Annotated in this window: 16 protein-coding genes; 11 read left to right on the top strand and 5 right to left on the bottom strand. The window is 56.4% G+C overall.

The features are described from left to right. The first annotated feature begins 4 nt into the window (after positions 1–4). On the top strand, positions 5–1,483 hold the full coding sequence (locus QFZ34_RS06735) for an aldehyde dehydrogenase family protein (RefSeq protein ID WP_307278516.1): 1,479 nt from the start codon (positions 5–7) through the stop codon (positions 1,481–1,483). Between the two features lie 40 nt (positions 1,484–1,523). Further along, positions 1,524–2,039 (top strand): nuclear transport factor 2 family protein, encoded by a 516-nt coding sequence (locus tag QFZ34_RS06730; protein WP_307278513.1) that lies wholly within the window; start codon positions 1,524–1,526, stop codon positions 2,037–2,039. Positions 2,040–2,170: 131 nt separating this feature from the next. Here QFZ34_RS06730 and QFZ34_RS06725 read toward each other — a convergent pair whose 3' ends face one another. Then, complete coding sequence (locus QFZ34_RS06725; RefSeq protein ID WP_307278508.1) at positions 2,171–2,731, bottom strand: TetR/AcrR family transcriptional regulator; 561 nt, start codon at positions 2,729–2,731, stop codon at positions 2,171–2,173. A 132-nt stretch (positions 2,732–2,863) separates the two neighbouring features. Here QFZ34_RS06725 and QFZ34_RS06720 point away from each other — a divergent pair, with 132 nt between their 5' ends. The 7 genes from QFZ34_RS06720 to QFZ34_RS06690 all read left to right on the top strand — a co-directional run bounded on the left by QFZ34_RS06720 (position 2,864) and on the right by QFZ34_RS06690 (position 8,046). After that, positions 2,864–3,721, top strand: coding sequence for an alpha/beta fold hydrolase (locus QFZ34_RS06720; RefSeq protein WP_307278505.1), 858 nt, complete (start codon positions 2,864–2,866; stop codon positions 3,719–3,721). 260 nt (positions 3,722–3,981) lie between these two features. Next, positions 3,982–4,722, top strand: a complete 741-nt coding sequence (locus QFZ34_RS06715) for an SDR family NAD(P)-dependent oxidoreductase (RefSeq protein WP_307278502.1) — start codon at positions 3,982–3,984, stop codon at positions 4,720–4,722. A gap of 117 nt (positions 4,723–4,839) precedes the next feature. Then, positions 4,840–5,241: a RidA family protein gene (locus QFZ34_RS06710; protein ID WP_028733444.1), complete on the top strand. Its 402-nt coding sequence runs from the start codon at positions 4,840–4,842 to the stop codon at positions 5,239–5,241. 123 nt (positions 5,242–5,364) lie between these two features. Further along, positions 5,365–5,709: a hypothetical protein gene (locus tag QFZ34_RS06705; RefSeq protein ID WP_307278497.1), complete on the top strand. Its 345-nt coding sequence runs from the start codon at positions 5,365–5,367 to the stop codon at positions 5,707–5,709. A 405-nt stretch (positions 5,710–6,114) separates the two neighbouring features. Continuing rightward, positions 6,115–7,071 carry a quinone oxidoreductase family protein gene (locus tag QFZ34_RS06700; protein ID WP_307278493.1) on the top strand — a complete coding sequence of 319 codons (957 nt, stop codon included), beginning with the start codon at positions 6,115–6,117 and terminating at the stop codon, positions 7,069–7,071. A 153-nt stretch (positions 7,072–7,224) separates the two neighbouring features. Further along, on the top strand, positions 7,225–7,389 hold the full coding sequence (locus QFZ34_RS06695; protein ID WP_307278490.1) for a hypothetical protein: 165 nt from the start codon (positions 7,225–7,227) through the stop codon (positions 7,387–7,389). A gap of 117 nt (positions 7,390–7,506) precedes the next feature. Then, positions 7,507–8,046 (top strand): alpha/beta hydrolase family protein, encoded by a 540-nt coding sequence (locus QFZ34_RS06690; RefSeq protein WP_307278488.1) that lies wholly within the window; start codon positions 7,507–7,509, stop codon positions 8,044–8,046. 276 nt (positions 8,047–8,322) lie between these two features. On the opposite strand, the gene QFZ34_RS06685 is transcribed toward QFZ34_RS06690, so the two are convergent. Next, entirely contained in the window at positions 8,323–8,745 is a 423-nt protein-coding gene (locus QFZ34_RS06685; RefSeq protein ID WP_307278486.1) for a winged helix-turn-helix transcriptional regulator, read from the bottom strand. 132 nt (positions 8,746–8,877) lie between these two features. On the opposite strand from QFZ34_RS06685, the gene QFZ34_RS06680 reads away from it, so the two are divergent. Together QFZ34_RS06680 and QFZ34_RS06675 are read left to right on the top strand one after the other, a co-directional pair. After that, entirely contained in the window at positions 8,878–9,831 is a 954-nt protein-coding gene (locus QFZ34_RS06680; protein WP_307278483.1) for an NmrA/HSCARG family protein, read from the top strand. 140 nt (positions 9,832–9,971) lie between these two features. Continuing rightward, a complete protein-coding gene (locus QFZ34_RS06675; RefSeq protein ID WP_307278480.1) occupies positions 9,972–10,370 on the top strand; it encodes a nuclear transport factor 2 family protein in 399 nt (132 codons plus the stop codon). A 470-nt stretch (positions 10,371–10,840) separates the two neighbouring features. Here the strand turns inward: QFZ34_RS06675 and fhuF are convergent, their stop codons facing one another. Genes fhuF through QFZ34_RS06660 form a run of 3 tightly spaced genes read right to left on the bottom strand, consistent with a single transcriptional unit; the run spans position 10,841 to position 14,386 of the window. Beyond that, positions 10,841–11,581 carry a siderophore-iron reductase FhuF gene (gene fhuF / locus QFZ34_RS06670; protein ID WP_307278477.1) on the bottom strand — a complete coding sequence of 247 codons (741 nt, stop codon included), beginning with the start codon at positions 11,579–11,581 and terminating at the stop codon, positions 10,841–10,843. Beyond that, entirely contained in the window at positions 11,578–13,563 is a 1,986-nt protein-coding gene (gene fhuB, locus QFZ34_RS06665) for a Fe(3+)-hydroxamate ABC transporter permease FhuB (protein ID WP_307278474.1), read from the bottom strand. Before fhuB ends, fhuF begins: the two co-directional genes overlap by 4 nt. Next, on the bottom strand, positions 13,553–14,386 hold the full coding sequence (locus QFZ34_RS06660) for an ABC transporter substrate-binding protein (protein WP_307278471.1): 834 nt from the start codon (positions 14,384–14,386) through the stop codon (positions 13,553–13,555). The genes fhuB and QFZ34_RS06660 overlap by 11 nt, the downstream gene beginning before the upstream one ends. Positions 14,387–14,395: the final 9 nt, after the last annotated feature.

The following is a 14,395-nucleotide window of genomic DNA, read 5'->3' as shown; positions in this document are numbered from 1 at the left end:
AGATATGATAATGACTCCCGACGGCGCAACGAGCCGCAAAGCCTTCAATTGGATCAACGGATCCCAGTGCCAAGAAGGTCAGTTGCAACAGTCAATCGACCCAGCGACCTATAACGTAATCGGCCATTACCCCGACTATGGTCTGGAGGCAGCGAAATTTGCGGTGGCAGCAGCCTCTAAGGCATTTCGTGAAACCATGTGGGCCCACGATCACGAATTACGGGCGCGCGTGCTCGATCAACTAGCCTGCGCCTTTGAACGAAACCGCGACAGACTGCTTGAAATTCTGTCGTTGGAGAATGGCAAGGTGAAGGCAGAAGCCGCGTTCGAATTGGACATGGTTGCGAGCAAACTTCGCTACTCGGCAGCGACTGCGCTGGTCGAAGGTGGACGGGCACTGACACCCAAGCCGGGGAGCATCTCCCTGATCCTTCGGCAACCGATGGGGGTCGCGGCAGTCATCGCCCCTTGGAACTCTCCGGTTATTCTGACGATCCGCTCGCTGGCTCCAGCGCTGGCTGCTGGTTGCACCACCGTCATCAAACTCCCGGCGCAAGTCGCACAGACGGCAAGCGTCATGGCCGAGATTATGGCCGAAGCAGAAGACCTGCCGAATGGCGTGATCAATCTGTTTTTTGAGAGCGGGCCTGAGGGTTCTGCCTATCTCGTAGACTCGCCGGAGGTTCCGGTCGTTAGTTTCACCGGATCAACCCGTACGGGACGAGCCATTAGCAGCACCGGCGCAAAGTATCTCAAGCGCTTCGGAATGGAGCTCGGCGGCAAAACGCCGATGATCGTCTTTGACGATGCAGACCTTGATGCCGCCTTGCCGGTTCTGGAAAAGGCGTTGACGGTCTTTAGCGGCCAATTCTGCATGACGGGCTCCCGCTTGCTCGTGGAGAATGGCAAATACGAGGCCGTTCGCGACGGCTTGGCTGAGCGGTTGCGCAACGTCAAAGTCGGCCCCGCCGCCGACCCCTCCAGCGACATGGGGCCTTTGATCGACCGCGCTAACGTCGAGCGGGTTGATGGTGTTGTCGAGGCAGCTATCGCAGCCGGGGCGAAGGTGGTCGAGCGTGGCGGTCCCATCAAAGAGGGTTTGCTCGCAAGCGGAGCGTTCTTCCGCCCCGCCCTTCTGGAAGTCTCCGACAATAGTCTCCCTATCATACAGGAGGAGACTTTTGGTCCGGTGCTGACGATCCAGAGATTTTACGATGAGGCGGACGCGATTCGACTCGCCAATGATAACGAGTACGGCCTCGCGGCTAGCATCTGGACGCGCGATGTAGACCGATCATTGCGTGTCGCACAAGCGCTTGAAGTCGGCTCAGTGTGGATAAACGACTGGGCGAAAGTTTACGACGGGACCGAGGAAGGCGGCTTTAAGCAGTCCGGTCTTGGCCGCTTGAACGGCCTTGCTGCGCTCGACGATTTCATCGAACACAAGCACATCGCGCTGAACCCGGGCTTAAAGCAACGCTGACACCTAAATTTCTTAATGACCCGCAACGAGGAGACCATCAATGTCCACCAATGCACACGTTCTTTCCCAGAAGCATTCCACAGTCGCGCCTGCGTCGACAAACTCACCTCTGGCAATCCTGCAGTCGATCTTGTCGAACCCGACTGACCTAGATTTCGTCAAACAATTCACGACGGACGATTTCATTTACGTTTCGCTGAACTATGAGCACCCGGAGCTGAAGAGGATCATGCCCTGGGCCGGTACCAACGAAGGTACAGAAGGGCTAGTTCAGACTTTTATCGATGTCGGCCGTTACTGGACGACAGACAACTTCGAAATCCAGGACAGTTTCGAAAATAAGGACGGCGCAGCGATCTTCGGCACGTTCACCTACACGTCAAATGTGTTGGGTAAAAAGGTGACGTCGCCTTTCTCGGTTCTGGCACGCGGTGAAAACGGCAAACTGTCTTATGTGCAGTTTATGGAAGATACTTTCGCAACTGTCCGCAGTTTCAGATATAGCGGCGAGTATTCCATCAAAGCGAACCCGGACGGGTCCGAAATTACCGTCTGAGGAATATGGCCCTCGTACTCAAGGTGGCAGGTCGGAGTTTCCGAGCTGCGATGACTTCCGTGCCCGCCACCCCGTCACTCCACTTTGACGCGGTAGCGTTCCGGCCAATACCACTGATCAATAACTAGCGGTCAGACCAAGCTTTCGGTTTCGGCCGCCTTTTGGGCTTCTTCAATGGAAAGTCGAACCGCTCGCTTCATGGCATCCTTCTCGCCGAATATCGCAACAAAAGCTGTGGCACCTTCCAATCGGGCTAACGTGTCGGTTGCGATGTCTCGAGCCACATCAACAGGCATGACGCGGGACAAGATGCTCGACAGATGATCGCGGTGCGCTTGGAAAAAGGCTCGAACAGCATCCTTCGCAATCGGGGTATCGTCACTTGTGCCGTAAGCCAGATGCAGGCCTACGCATCGCCCGCGATCAATGAGAGTGGCTGCAATTAGTTCTATGACCTCGATGAATTCTACGTCCCATTGCCGGGAGCCGAGGTCTCTTTGACCGAATGTCTCTTGCAAGGTGAGATCGAGGACCGCCGGAACGAGAGCTTCTTTGTTGGGAAAGCGGACGTATAGCGATGATTTCTTCAGGCCCACGGCATCCGCGAGGTCGTTCATCGACGCCCCGGAATACCCTTTCGATCGAAACAATTCCCTCGCAGTTGATACGATCGTTTCTCTCAAGACTTTCATACGTTTTCTCCGAGCCGAGTTCTACGACACTTGATACAACAACCTTAAAGGGTTGACAACCGACCGTTCGGTCGTATTTTACATCCATCCGTTACTGTTGGTTTGCCGAGACCTTTGAGAAGGAGTTCCAAAATGGTCGTGAGCTACAAAACGCAAAAGGTTAAAGACATCGAGGTTTTCTACAGAGAGGCTGGTTCGAAGGAAGCGCCGGTCCTTCTTCTCCTTCACGGCTTTCCGTCATCCAGCCACATGTTCCGTGATCTGATCCCGCTGTTGGCAGATCGGTACCGGGTCATCGCACCAGATCTTCCCGGGTTTGGTCGAACGATCTCTCCTCCACGTGGGGAGTTTGCTTACACATTCGATAACCTCGCCGCCATCATGACAGGCTTTACAGAGGCGCTCGGCCTCAGCCGCTATGCACTTTACGTGTTCGACTACGGCGCACCGGTGGGCTTCAGGATGGCGACGGCCAATCCGGAGCGGATCACTGCCATAATCAGCCAGAATGGTAACGCCTACATCGACGGGTTCAGTGAAGAATGGATCGCTTGGGAGACCTATTGGCGGGACCCCTCCGCCGAAAACAGAGAGGCATGTCGAGCGTCCCTGTCTCCTGAGGTGATCGAGAATTGGCAATACCGCACCGGGACATCAAAGGAGCGACTTTCGCCCGATGGCTACCAGCTTGATATCGCGTTCATGTCGCGGCCGGGTGCGGAAGATATTCAGCTCGATCTTATCCTCGACTACAGAACAAACATCGACCGGTATGAAGAGTTTCAGGCATATTTCCGGGATCATCAACCACCGTTCCTGGCGGTCTGGGGCAGACATGATCCAGCATTCGTACCGGCGGGTGCCGAGGCCTACAAGCGTGACCTGCCCGCCGCAGAGGTCCATCTGCTCGATACGGGGCATTTTGCCTTGGAAACACACGCGAATGAGATTGCTCAGTTCATCCGGAGCTTCCTGATCAGACATGTCTGAGCTCGATACGACAGTCTCGCGGTCAAGTTGAGCTTCAGGGTCATAGAAAAGGAGACAATGATGAAGCTACGCGGGAGACAGGTACAGGTTTAATTAGCCAGTCCCAGCGTTCCAGCTCACGCGACAGAGTTTTGCGCGTCGCGCCCCTACCGCATGCCAGCAGGCTCCACAAAATATTGTTCGCTAGTTCGGTTCGCAGCTTCGGTATTTCGCAAATGGTCTGGAACACATCAACTTATCTAGGAGAAAGGAACAGAAATATGATCAATCTCAAAGGCAAACGTGCATTGGTAACCGGCGGGTCGCGAGGAATTGGTGCTGCGATTGCATTGGCGTTGGCGGAAAACGGCGCGGATGTTGCGTTCACCTACCAACGCTCCGCCGAAAAGGCTTCAAAGGTAGCGGAAGCGATCGAAAAGTTGGGACGCCGTGTGGCTGCGATCCAGGCCGACAGTGCCGACCCAGAGGCAATTGCTAGCTCAGTAAGCGAGGCCCTCTCCGTTTTGGGCGGGCTGGACATCCTTGTGAACAGCGCCGCGATTGGCCACAATGGAATGGTCGCGGACCTTGATCTCTCAGCGTATCAGACGTTGATGGATGTCAACGTACGGGCTCCGGTCCTGTTCGCGAAAGCCGTCATCCCGCATCTCGGCAAAGGCGGTCGCATCGTCACAATCGGCTCGGCTCTGGGTGAGCGGGTACCGTTTCCCGGCATTACACCATACGCAATGTCCAAGGCAGCACTCACATCCTTCACACGCGGTCTTTCGCGTGAACTTGGTCCGAGTGGCATCACGGTCAATCTCGTGCAACCCGGAGCAACCGACACGGAGAGCAACCCGGCGGATGGACCAGCTGCAGACTTGCAGAAGAGCTTGACGTCCTTGGGGCGCTACGGCGAACCGCGCGAAATCGCGAACGCTGTCGTATTTCTCGCAAGTCCAGCTGCGAGTGTCATCACGGGCGCCATTCTTACCGCGGACGGCGGTGCGATCGCCTGATTTTCTCGTACCGAATAGGAGAATGGTACCCACCGTTGATCGGCTGTGCATGCCGGCCATTGATCACTTCGGTGGGCGCCTTCTCCATGTTTCTACTTTTGACAATAGGAGAACTTGATGGCCAAGCCTGAACTTTTCGTCACACCCGGATACGGGCAGAAATTCCACGAGCTTTTGCACTTTTCACAAGCGCTCAAGATCGGTGATCGCGTCGAGATATCCGGCCAAGGCGGATGGAACGATGAACTCGAAATCCCCGATTCGATCGTGAGCGAGATCGAGCGAGCGTTTGAGAATGTCCAGCGAACCTTGGCCGCGGCTGGGGCGGAGTGGAGGGATGTCGTCCACGTTAATTCTTACCACGTTGGAGGCTTTCCGCCGATTGTGAACGACACAATTGCCGGTCTCTTCCGTAGGTACATGCCCGATCGCGCTCCGATTTGGACGCAAACCGGTGTAGAAGCCCTTGGGCTCCCTGCCATGCGAATTGAGATTCGTGTCACTGCCATCCTGGAATGACACCCTGCCACGGCCGCATTAGTGCACAATGACTAGTCGCGCTGAGCAATGGGCGAACCATGGCTGCAGCCAGCTGATCGCACACCGCGATCAGAACCTCAGCCTTCCACCAACGAGAACGTGATGAAGACCCACAGCTGCCCCATTCCCACACCCCAAGAGCGCTCCTTCCTAGATATCCAGCAAGCAGCCGAACAGAAGATGCTTGAGAAGGTGGCTCGCGCCATCTCCGATGCAGCAATCGAAGTTGCAGCGAGCGTCCGGGACGCCGGTTTGAGCTTCGAACCGACCAGTGAAGGCTATTTTACGTTTGCGGTTCAACAGGCAACGTTCGTGCGCCTTTGCGGAGGCAATCCGGATACGCTACGGGGAGGAAACCCGGAGGTTGGCGATCATGTCGTTCAGAACTGTCGCAACATCATCGACACCTATTGGAAGACCCAGTCTGCGCACACCACGACGCCCTGACAAACTCCTTCACCTGTCGCAAGCAATCGGTAACAGCAATAAACGAGGTCCATCATGAAATGGGAATACCTGACAGTCGACAAAACGCTCGATAATCATCAGATGAACGAACTCGGTGACGCTGGGTGGGAATTGGTTGCGGTCGTTTCCCCAGCGCACTTCGTCTTTCATTATTATTTCAAAAGAAAAGCTCAGCCGCTGTAGCAGCTCTCAAACGACTGGGAGGCTTCAGGCGTCTGGCCCTTTAGCAACCCAAATGGTGCCCGGTAGTACGGGAGACGACCACGATCCGGCCCCTCAAGCGTTGCGCAACCCTTACCAGTCAGCTTCAGCAGAGTGGCTGAGCGCTACAAGTTGGGGTCGGTGAATAACAGTGGGCCCGCCGTTACGGAAAAGGAGAAACAGATGAAAGCTGCAGTATATGACAACCCTGGTATTCCAGCCGTTCTCGAGTATGTCGATATGCCGGATCCAGCCTGTGGGCCGGGTGATGTGCTCATTGCCGTCGAGAGTATCTCCATTGAGGGAGGCGACCTAGTCAATCGCCGTTCGACGAAACAGCAATCCCGGTGGATTGTCGGTTACGCCGCCGCGGGAACGATTGTTGCCGTCGGCGAAAACGTGAAGCACCGAACCGTCGGACAGCAGGTGGCGGCTTTCGACATGCAGGGATCCCATGCCGAACTCTGGGCGGTGCCGGAAACCCGCACATGGCTGGTCCCCGACGGCTTGAGCATGGCCGAGGGCGCGGTACTGCCGATCTCATTCGGTACGGCCTATCACTGCGTAAGCACCAAGGGACAGTTACAGGCTGAAGAGACGGTGCTGATCCATGGGGCAGCAGGTGGTGTCGGACTTGCTGCAGTTCAGCTGGCACGTCAGGCTGGGGCGCAGGTAATCGCCGTTGCCAGTGGCAATGACAGGCAGGCGCGCCTGCGCGCGCTCGGTGCGACACATCTCATCGACCGCCACAACCAGGATGTGGTCGAAGAGGTTCGGCGGCTGACGGGTTGCAAGGGTGCAGATCTCGTCATCGATCCGGTCGGCTCGACCTTGCAGGGTTCGCTGTCGGCGCTCGCCCCCGAAGGACGCTTGGTTTTCGTCGGCAATGCAGGCGGAGGCGGTCTAGCCGTCGAACTATGGCAACCGATGCAGAATAACCAAACGCTACACGGCGTGTTCATGGGAGCCCTGTTCGAAAGGCCCGCGGTACACGAAACGGTCGACGCCCTCCTGAAATCCGCGACCGACCGGCGCTTGGAGGTCGTTATTGATCGGACGTTCTCACTCAAGGATGCAGCCTCCGCGCATGAGCACGCAGAGACGGCAAAGCCTCTGGGGCGGGTCGTAATGAAGGTCTGAACTCCTGAGTATGAGAAATTCAAGATCGACAGGTAGTCCAACATCATTCAAAAACGGAAACATTGAAGTTGCCGGCAATGTACATCTGCCTCCCGGGTGTTCGATGGCAGCCTGTCGTATCCGGCGATTGTTCTGGCGACGCCCGGAAGCAGCGTGAAGGAACAGATCGGTGCGATATATGCGGAAAAGTTGGCGAAGAAAGGTTTTATAGCTCTTGCCTTCGATCCGTCCCATCAGGGCGAAAGGGGTGGCGAACCACGGGACCTTGAGGCCCCGCTGCCCGTATCGAAGATCTTCGTTGCGCGATCGATTATTTAACAACGTTGGCTTACGTGGATGCTGATCGCATTGGTCTTCTTGGCATCTGCGCCGGTGGAGGCTACGCGATCAGCGCTGCCTTGTCAGAATGCGGGTTCAGAGCGGTTGGAACGGTCGTTGCCAACGACATCGGCGAAGCGCTTCGCCGCCTGCTGCCAGACCATCGCCAAACGCTGGTGGACGTGGCGAACCAGCGGACCGGCCGAAGCGCTTGGTGGCGAGCAGCGTCGGGATCCTTGGATCCCTGATAGTCTGAAGGAGGCCGAAAATGTGGGCATAACGGACCCGGATGTGCTCGAAGCCATCAGGTTTTACCGGGAGTCCCAGTATCGCCACCCGAATTCCACGAACCGCCTGCTATTCGTCAGCTATGGCTCCATACTGAGTTTCGACGCTTCTAGCCTTGTCCCGGAACTATCGACCCAACCTCTGCAGGTCATTGTTGGAGGTCGGCGGGGGACCACTGGTCAGTACGAGTCAGGCCAACGTCTGTTTGACCTTTCGCCTTCCAGCGAGAAAGATTTCATGGTCGTGGAAGGTGCCGGTCACTACGACATGTACTACAAGCCGGAGTACGTGGGTAAAGCGATTGATCGGCTGGCCGCATTTTACGCGCGCTACTTGAACCCTAATCTGCCCGATATATCGCTGCACTAATTCGTCTAGAGGTGTCAGTTCGTTGCCCAACGTTCGAGTCATTTTTCAAGTTGCGGAGAAGGAGTATAGCGGTCAGTCCCTTTCCGCTTGCTGGTCACACGCACAGGAGTATCGCTTATCGAAAATCTTCATTACCAGATGATCAGGTGGGTCGGACACCGCATCCGCATCACCGTTCTTGACCTGTCGCGTGACAATCTTCTTTCGCGCTAAGGTTCTTAGCCGGACAGTCTTACTGTCTTTAAAGGATAACACCTAGGATGCTTTAGACGGCAGCTAAGCGATCTTTTCTTGAAGAACTGCCTCCTGCCTCAGCGTGCTTCTACATGCCCCCGTATCGACTGGGAGCCCGCTGAGTTCCTGCAGTTTCTCCCCCCACTCGCACATACTGACAAGTACCGGAGCCAGTGATTGCCCCAACTGGGTGAGCTCATATTCCACCTTTGGTGGCACCTCGGGGTAAATGATCCGGCTGATGATGCCATCGGCCTCCAATTCTCTGAGTTGAAGCGTGATCATTCTTGGCGTTGCCGCCGGTGTAAGGCGGCAAATAGCATTGAAGCGCAATTTGCCGTCGAGCAGATGGAAGAGGATCACCGGTTTCCACACTCCGCCGATGACAGAGATTGTCGCTTCCACAGCGCAGCCGGTACGATGAGCCGTCCGGCGTTTGCGTTTTAAAGGGGTACTATCATTCATGATACTACATGCTCTATTTGTACGTACTTCACCAACAGTCATCATATCCTTATTTGGGTTGCATGGAAAGAAGGGGCGCTACCTGATGCGCCGCGTTTCCAGCCACGCATCAAAAGTAGGGAACCAATTTCAATGTCTACCGAACAAATGCCGCTAATCGCGGTTGTTGGCGCCACCAGCAAGCAGGGTCGGAGTGTCGCCACTGCCCTGCTCAAGAGCAAACAGTATCGGGTGCGGGCGCTCACCCGCAATCGTTACTCTGTCGGGGCCCGCAGCTTGGCGGATCTCGGCGCCGAAGTCGTAGTCGCGCCGCTTGGCCTCGGCCACGAGGAGGACCTTGTGACGGCCTTCAGGGGCGCCGACGGCGCGTATCTTATGACGCCGCAGCTCCTGCCGCAGGATAATGCCGAGTTCGTGCTCGGCAAACAGCTGGCAGATGCAGCGGTCGAGGCCGGCGTCGGTCACATCGTCTTCTCGACCCTCGAAAATGTCGACAAAATCTCCGGCGGCAGAAAGTTCACCCCGCACTTCACCGACAAGGCCCTTGTCGCCGACTACATTCGCACGCTGCCGATAACGCATTCGTTCGTATCGCTGGCCTTCTTCTACACTAACCTCCTGGAATATTATGTACCTCAGATGGACGGCGACACGCTTCTCATGCCGATCTACCTGCCGGAGGATTTCCGTGCACCCTTCGTCGATCCGGTCACTGCGACCGGCCCGGCAGTGCTTTCCGTGCTCTCCGACCCTCACACCTTCAAGGGCAAGACGATCCCGATCGTCGGCGACATCCTGTCTCCTCGCGAGATGGTCGATACATTCCAGCGCGTCACCGGCGTCAAAGCCGAGTACCGCAGCGCTTTTGAGCGCGAAGAGCTTCTGAAATTCTTCCCGGGTTTCGCCGCCAATGAGCTGCTTGTCGACGAGTTGATCGGCATGGTCGAGTTTGCCGTCGAGTATGGCTACTTCGGTAAGGAACACGACCTGGAATGGAGCCGTCGCTTGAATCCGGAGACGCTCTCGTGGGAGCAGTTCCTGAAGTCGACTGGATGGCGCGGCGACAAAACACAGTTCGGTCTGTGAGCCTTCACACCGGCGTCAGCAGGCGTGGGACGATCGTCCCGTGGACGCCGACGCCGGACAGCACGGGTCAGGCCCTTGGCTGCATTCGAAGCCCGCGCGGCGCCCAATTTCCCCTCAGCCTCAACATTGGAAAAACAACCATGAGCACAGAAGACAACAAGCAAATCGTACGAGAATTCTGCGACCATTTCAGAACGTCGAACTTGGACGGATTGATTGATGCCATGACTGAGGACGCCACATGGTGGGTTAACGGCAAGCCGAACCTGTTTTCGTCCGCAGGAACGAAGACCAAAGCAGAGGCCGCATCCATGTTCCGTAACATGTTTTCGGCCTACACGACTGGTCTCGATATGAAAATCATCAACATGGTCGGCGAGGGTGACAGTGTCGCCGCAGAGGTTCGATCGCGAGCGACCACAAAGTTGGGCAAAATCTATGAGAACGAGTATTTCTTTCTCTTCAAGATCCGAGACGGAAAAATCGCGATCGTGAGGGAATATACTGACCTCATGTATGTGCAGGAGACATTTGGTTGATCTTTGGTTTTGTTGGGACGCCGATAGCGCCGCCTCAGAGCGGCAGGCGGGAGTGTCAAACGCCAACCTCTCCTTCTCGCCAACAATCGAAGGGGACTTAACAGCGTAGCGGCGTGCGGCGGGTTGCACATGGCCGCTTCTGATACAGAAGCACCTGAAAAGTTTTTCGCTGCCACCTCGCGAAACTCCGCGATCCATCCTGTCCAGTTTTGGGAATGCCGAAGCCTCGGTCTTGAATGGAATTGAACCGCAGACCCGCTAGTGCAGTCCTTAGCGACTGTAGTTAAGTCGGCCCTTTGATTTTCTGTTACAGCTAAACATTCGCAAGTTTTTGTTGAATCAGCAATCGTTCCTTTGCATCAATGAATTTTGCGGCGCGTTTGTGACAAACAAATTCATTGGGATCGTCTAGCTAGTTTCGCTCATCTGATAAATTCCGCGATGGAACAGCATCTGCGCGTCCCAGTATTCTACGAACGGATATCCCCTGTCGAGTTCTTTCTCGAGAACGCCAAGGGGCAACTTTTGCACAGACTCAGTGACGGAAGACGGTACCGCAGGCAGCATATTTTCCGTCGCCTTATCAACTCGTTTCCGTGTTTTACATACCGTACAGGCTCGAACAGAAAATTGCGTGTGCCATCTGTGTGAACACGCCGGGTCAGCAGCCTGTTCGCATTGGCAAGCCCCGAATGGTCGGGCGCGAGCCATGTTCCGCATTCCTTCAGCACGCTTTCGAGCACATTGCCCGCATTGCTCCACAGAACTTTTTCCGGGGCTTTGGTGACTGCTGCCAGACAAGCAATCAGCGGAGCCAAGTGTCCGTCAATAAGCCTCTTCAGGCTATCTGATACGTCACCGGCAGTTATGTCGCGCCCGCGACCTGAAAGGCGAAAGGCTTCCACCCGTCCATCGTCCGACAAGACAATAGCCGTATCAGACAGATCCACCGGCAGTTCATGCTGCGCCACGAGCAGGGCAGCAACCACGGGTGGCAGCAAAAGCGAGAAATGCCATTTGGACCATTGCGTGGCCACGGCGACAGTATCAGGTTTTGGATAAACGCTGGCGTATTGGCTAAGCAACGATTCCAGGAACTCCGGCGCGAGTATGCTTTTCCCGTCGACCATCGGACGCAAATCCCCTTCGCCGGCAAAGACGTGACGGAATTCGGCCAAAGGGCCTCGGAATATGCCGGACAGGTCGCTCAACGTCGGAGCACCAGCATGACGAAATAGACCCCTCCCAGACCGGTTGCCAGCAATCCGGCGGGAATCTGCCAGGGAAAAGCAATATGTCGGCCAAGCCAATCAGCGAAAACCATTATGATGGCACCGATCAGCCCTGCTGCATAAGTTTGTACAAGAGCCGACCGCATCCCGGACATGCGCGCCAGATGCGGAGCCATGAGACCGACAAAACTCAAGGAACCAACGATCAAGGTTGCCATTCCTGTCATGCAGGCCACTGCCGCACCAATGAGCATACGGCTCTTTTCGGGCGCCACACCTATTCCCATTGGCACAGCGGGTCCTAGGGGAAGAATTGCAAGCCACCGTGCAAAGAAAGGCAACACTGCAACGGCGACAAGACTGGCAATCAGCAGGATAGCTGCTTCTCCGCCCGTTACCGAGTAGGTTGAACCGGAAAGCCAGCTGAGGACGCGAAGCACCCTGGGATCCCCAAGAAACAGAAGGATGGCAAGGAAGGAAGATAATAATGTTGCAATTGCCACGCCGCCCAGCAGCATCGCTTCCTGTGACAATGCCGCCCGACTGTCGATGCGGAAAAATGCCATGAGGATGAGCCCGGCGCAAAGGGAGCAGAGCATCATCATTGCCGGCCTGCCAAGTTCAGGAAGAAAGAATGTCGCCCCCAGCAGAATAAGCGCAGCGCCCGACGATATTCCTAAAAGTTCCGGACTCGCCATATGGTTGCCGGTAAGCCGTTGCAGCAAGGTACCGGCGACCGCGAGCAGGAATCCTGCGCCGAGAGCAGCCATCACACGGGAAAGACGCCATGGCAAAAGTGCGGCAAAGTTATCTCCCATTGCCATCTGCCATCCATTGGCATCGTGACCAACCCATAGTGCAAGGACCAGAGAAGCCACAAGCAGAACAAGCAGCGCGGTCATTCTTCGCCCGGTGCTGCCCGCTCTGGTAAGTTTCGCAGTCCAGATATCGGCTGCCGCGGGCGGCATCGGGCGCAGTCTCTTCAATAGAAAGAATAGCAATGGCACGCCAAGCAGAGCAGTAACCGATCCGGCCGGAATCTCCATGCCACCGAAAGCGAGTTTTGCCCCCTGATCCGTGACACCAACTAATCCGGCAGAAATCAAAGGTGCCGAAACCAGCCGGTGACGGAGTTGGCGCGCCCCGGCCGTCCTTGCAATGGTGGCGCCTGCGAGCGCGATGAAGCTGATGGTTCCCACTGTACCGGCCACGGAGGCACACAGTGCTACCGCAACCGAAATGGCGGCAAAGCGCGTCATCGCCAGGGACAACCCCAGCCCGCGTGCACCCTCTTCCTCAAGCTCCAGCAGAGAAAGTGGTCTGCACAGAATGGCGCCTGCGAGCCCGAATGCCAGAACCATGGGCAGCAGGTCTGCAACGCTATCCCAACTGTTTTGCACGAGCGAGCCTGCGTCCCAAATATACAGAGCGTTGAGCTCTTCGAAATGCACAAGAATGAGGGCTGCGCCGATTGCTCCCAGCGAAAGCGAAAGCACAAGTCCGGACAAAATAATGGCAACCGGCGAAAATCCTTGGCGAGAAGCCAGCCACAGCACCGCCAGAACAGTAAGTCCGCCTCCGGCAAAGGCGACAGGAGCCCATCCCGCCTCCAGGGCTTGCGGCATCCAGAGCAGGCAGATCGCCAACCCCACCTTGGCGCCGGCATAGACGCCGAGCGTACCCGGCTCTGCAAGCCGGTTGCGCAAAACCTGCTGAAAGATGACGCCAGCCAATCCCAATGCCGCGCCGCAAAGCCATGCCATCACGAGACGAGGCAGGAGAGCATCGCGCGCGCTCAGTTGTGCCAGATTGAAAAGATCCTCTCCGAACAGCGCCGAAGTCCACTCATCCGATGGAATGAGAGCCTGAAGATTTGCAAAGAAGAAAAGCAGGGACAATCCCAGCAATGCCAGGCCAATAACGGGTGCTGCCCCGCCTCGCATGCTCCATCTAGCCGTCATGCGGAATGGCTTTCGCGAGTTGTTGTGCGAGACGTATTGCCGAATAGACACCGCCATTGGGATAGACCACGGGCATCGTCGTCACCCGTCCTGCCCGTACGGCAGGAAGCGCCTTCCAAAGTGAGGTACCCTGCAGCCGCTCCATTGCTATGCGCGTTTCCCTTCCGCGATCGAAATGGATGATGCGCGCGTCGGTATTTTCTGCCAGCCTGTCAATGCCCGCGGAAGTGACACCCGATGTATTGACGCGACCTTTCCAAGCGTTTTCCAGTCCAATCCGGCCAAGCACGTCCCCGATTAGGCCGTAGCCGCCGAAAAAAGCGACATTCCGCCCGTCTTCCGCAAAACGGCAAACATAGACAGGACGGCGTACGCGCATCGTCAATTGCTCCGCGGCTGTCTGCAGTTCCAGTTTGAGCCGGGCTGCCCAATGCAGCGCTGCTTCCTGGGTGCCGGTCAGGGTGGCAATCTGTTCCATAAGTTGTAGAGCCAATGCGACGCCCGGCAAATCCCGCGTTATCGAGGCGAGTGGTATCAGTGGTGCGATCCGTTTGAGCGGCTCCAAAGCGCCAGCCTGCCATTTTGCTGCCAAAATCGCATCGGGCCGGAGGCTCTGGAGCAGTTCGGCATTTGGCTCGGTTAGCGGCCCCAGATCCAGGATATCCGGAGAGAGTTCCGGTTCCACCACGAGGCGCCGGTAAAGTTGGCTATTGCCAACGGCAAGTGGACGTATGCCAAGCGTAAGCAAAAGTTCCGTCGGCAGAAGATCGAGGGATACGACGCGCTTGGCGGAAGACGCGGCCGCCGCTACATTTCCCGCCAAGCAACATGT

It is taken from the genome of Phyllobacterium ifriqiyense (assembly GCF_030817885.1).
GTDB classification, from domain to species: Bacteria; Pseudomonadota; Alphaproteobacteria; order Rhizobiales; family Rhizobiaceae; genus Phyllobacterium; species Phyllobacterium ifriqiyense.
Note: the sequence above shows the minus strand (reverse complement) of the source record. Positions and strands in the feature narration are given on the sequence as shown.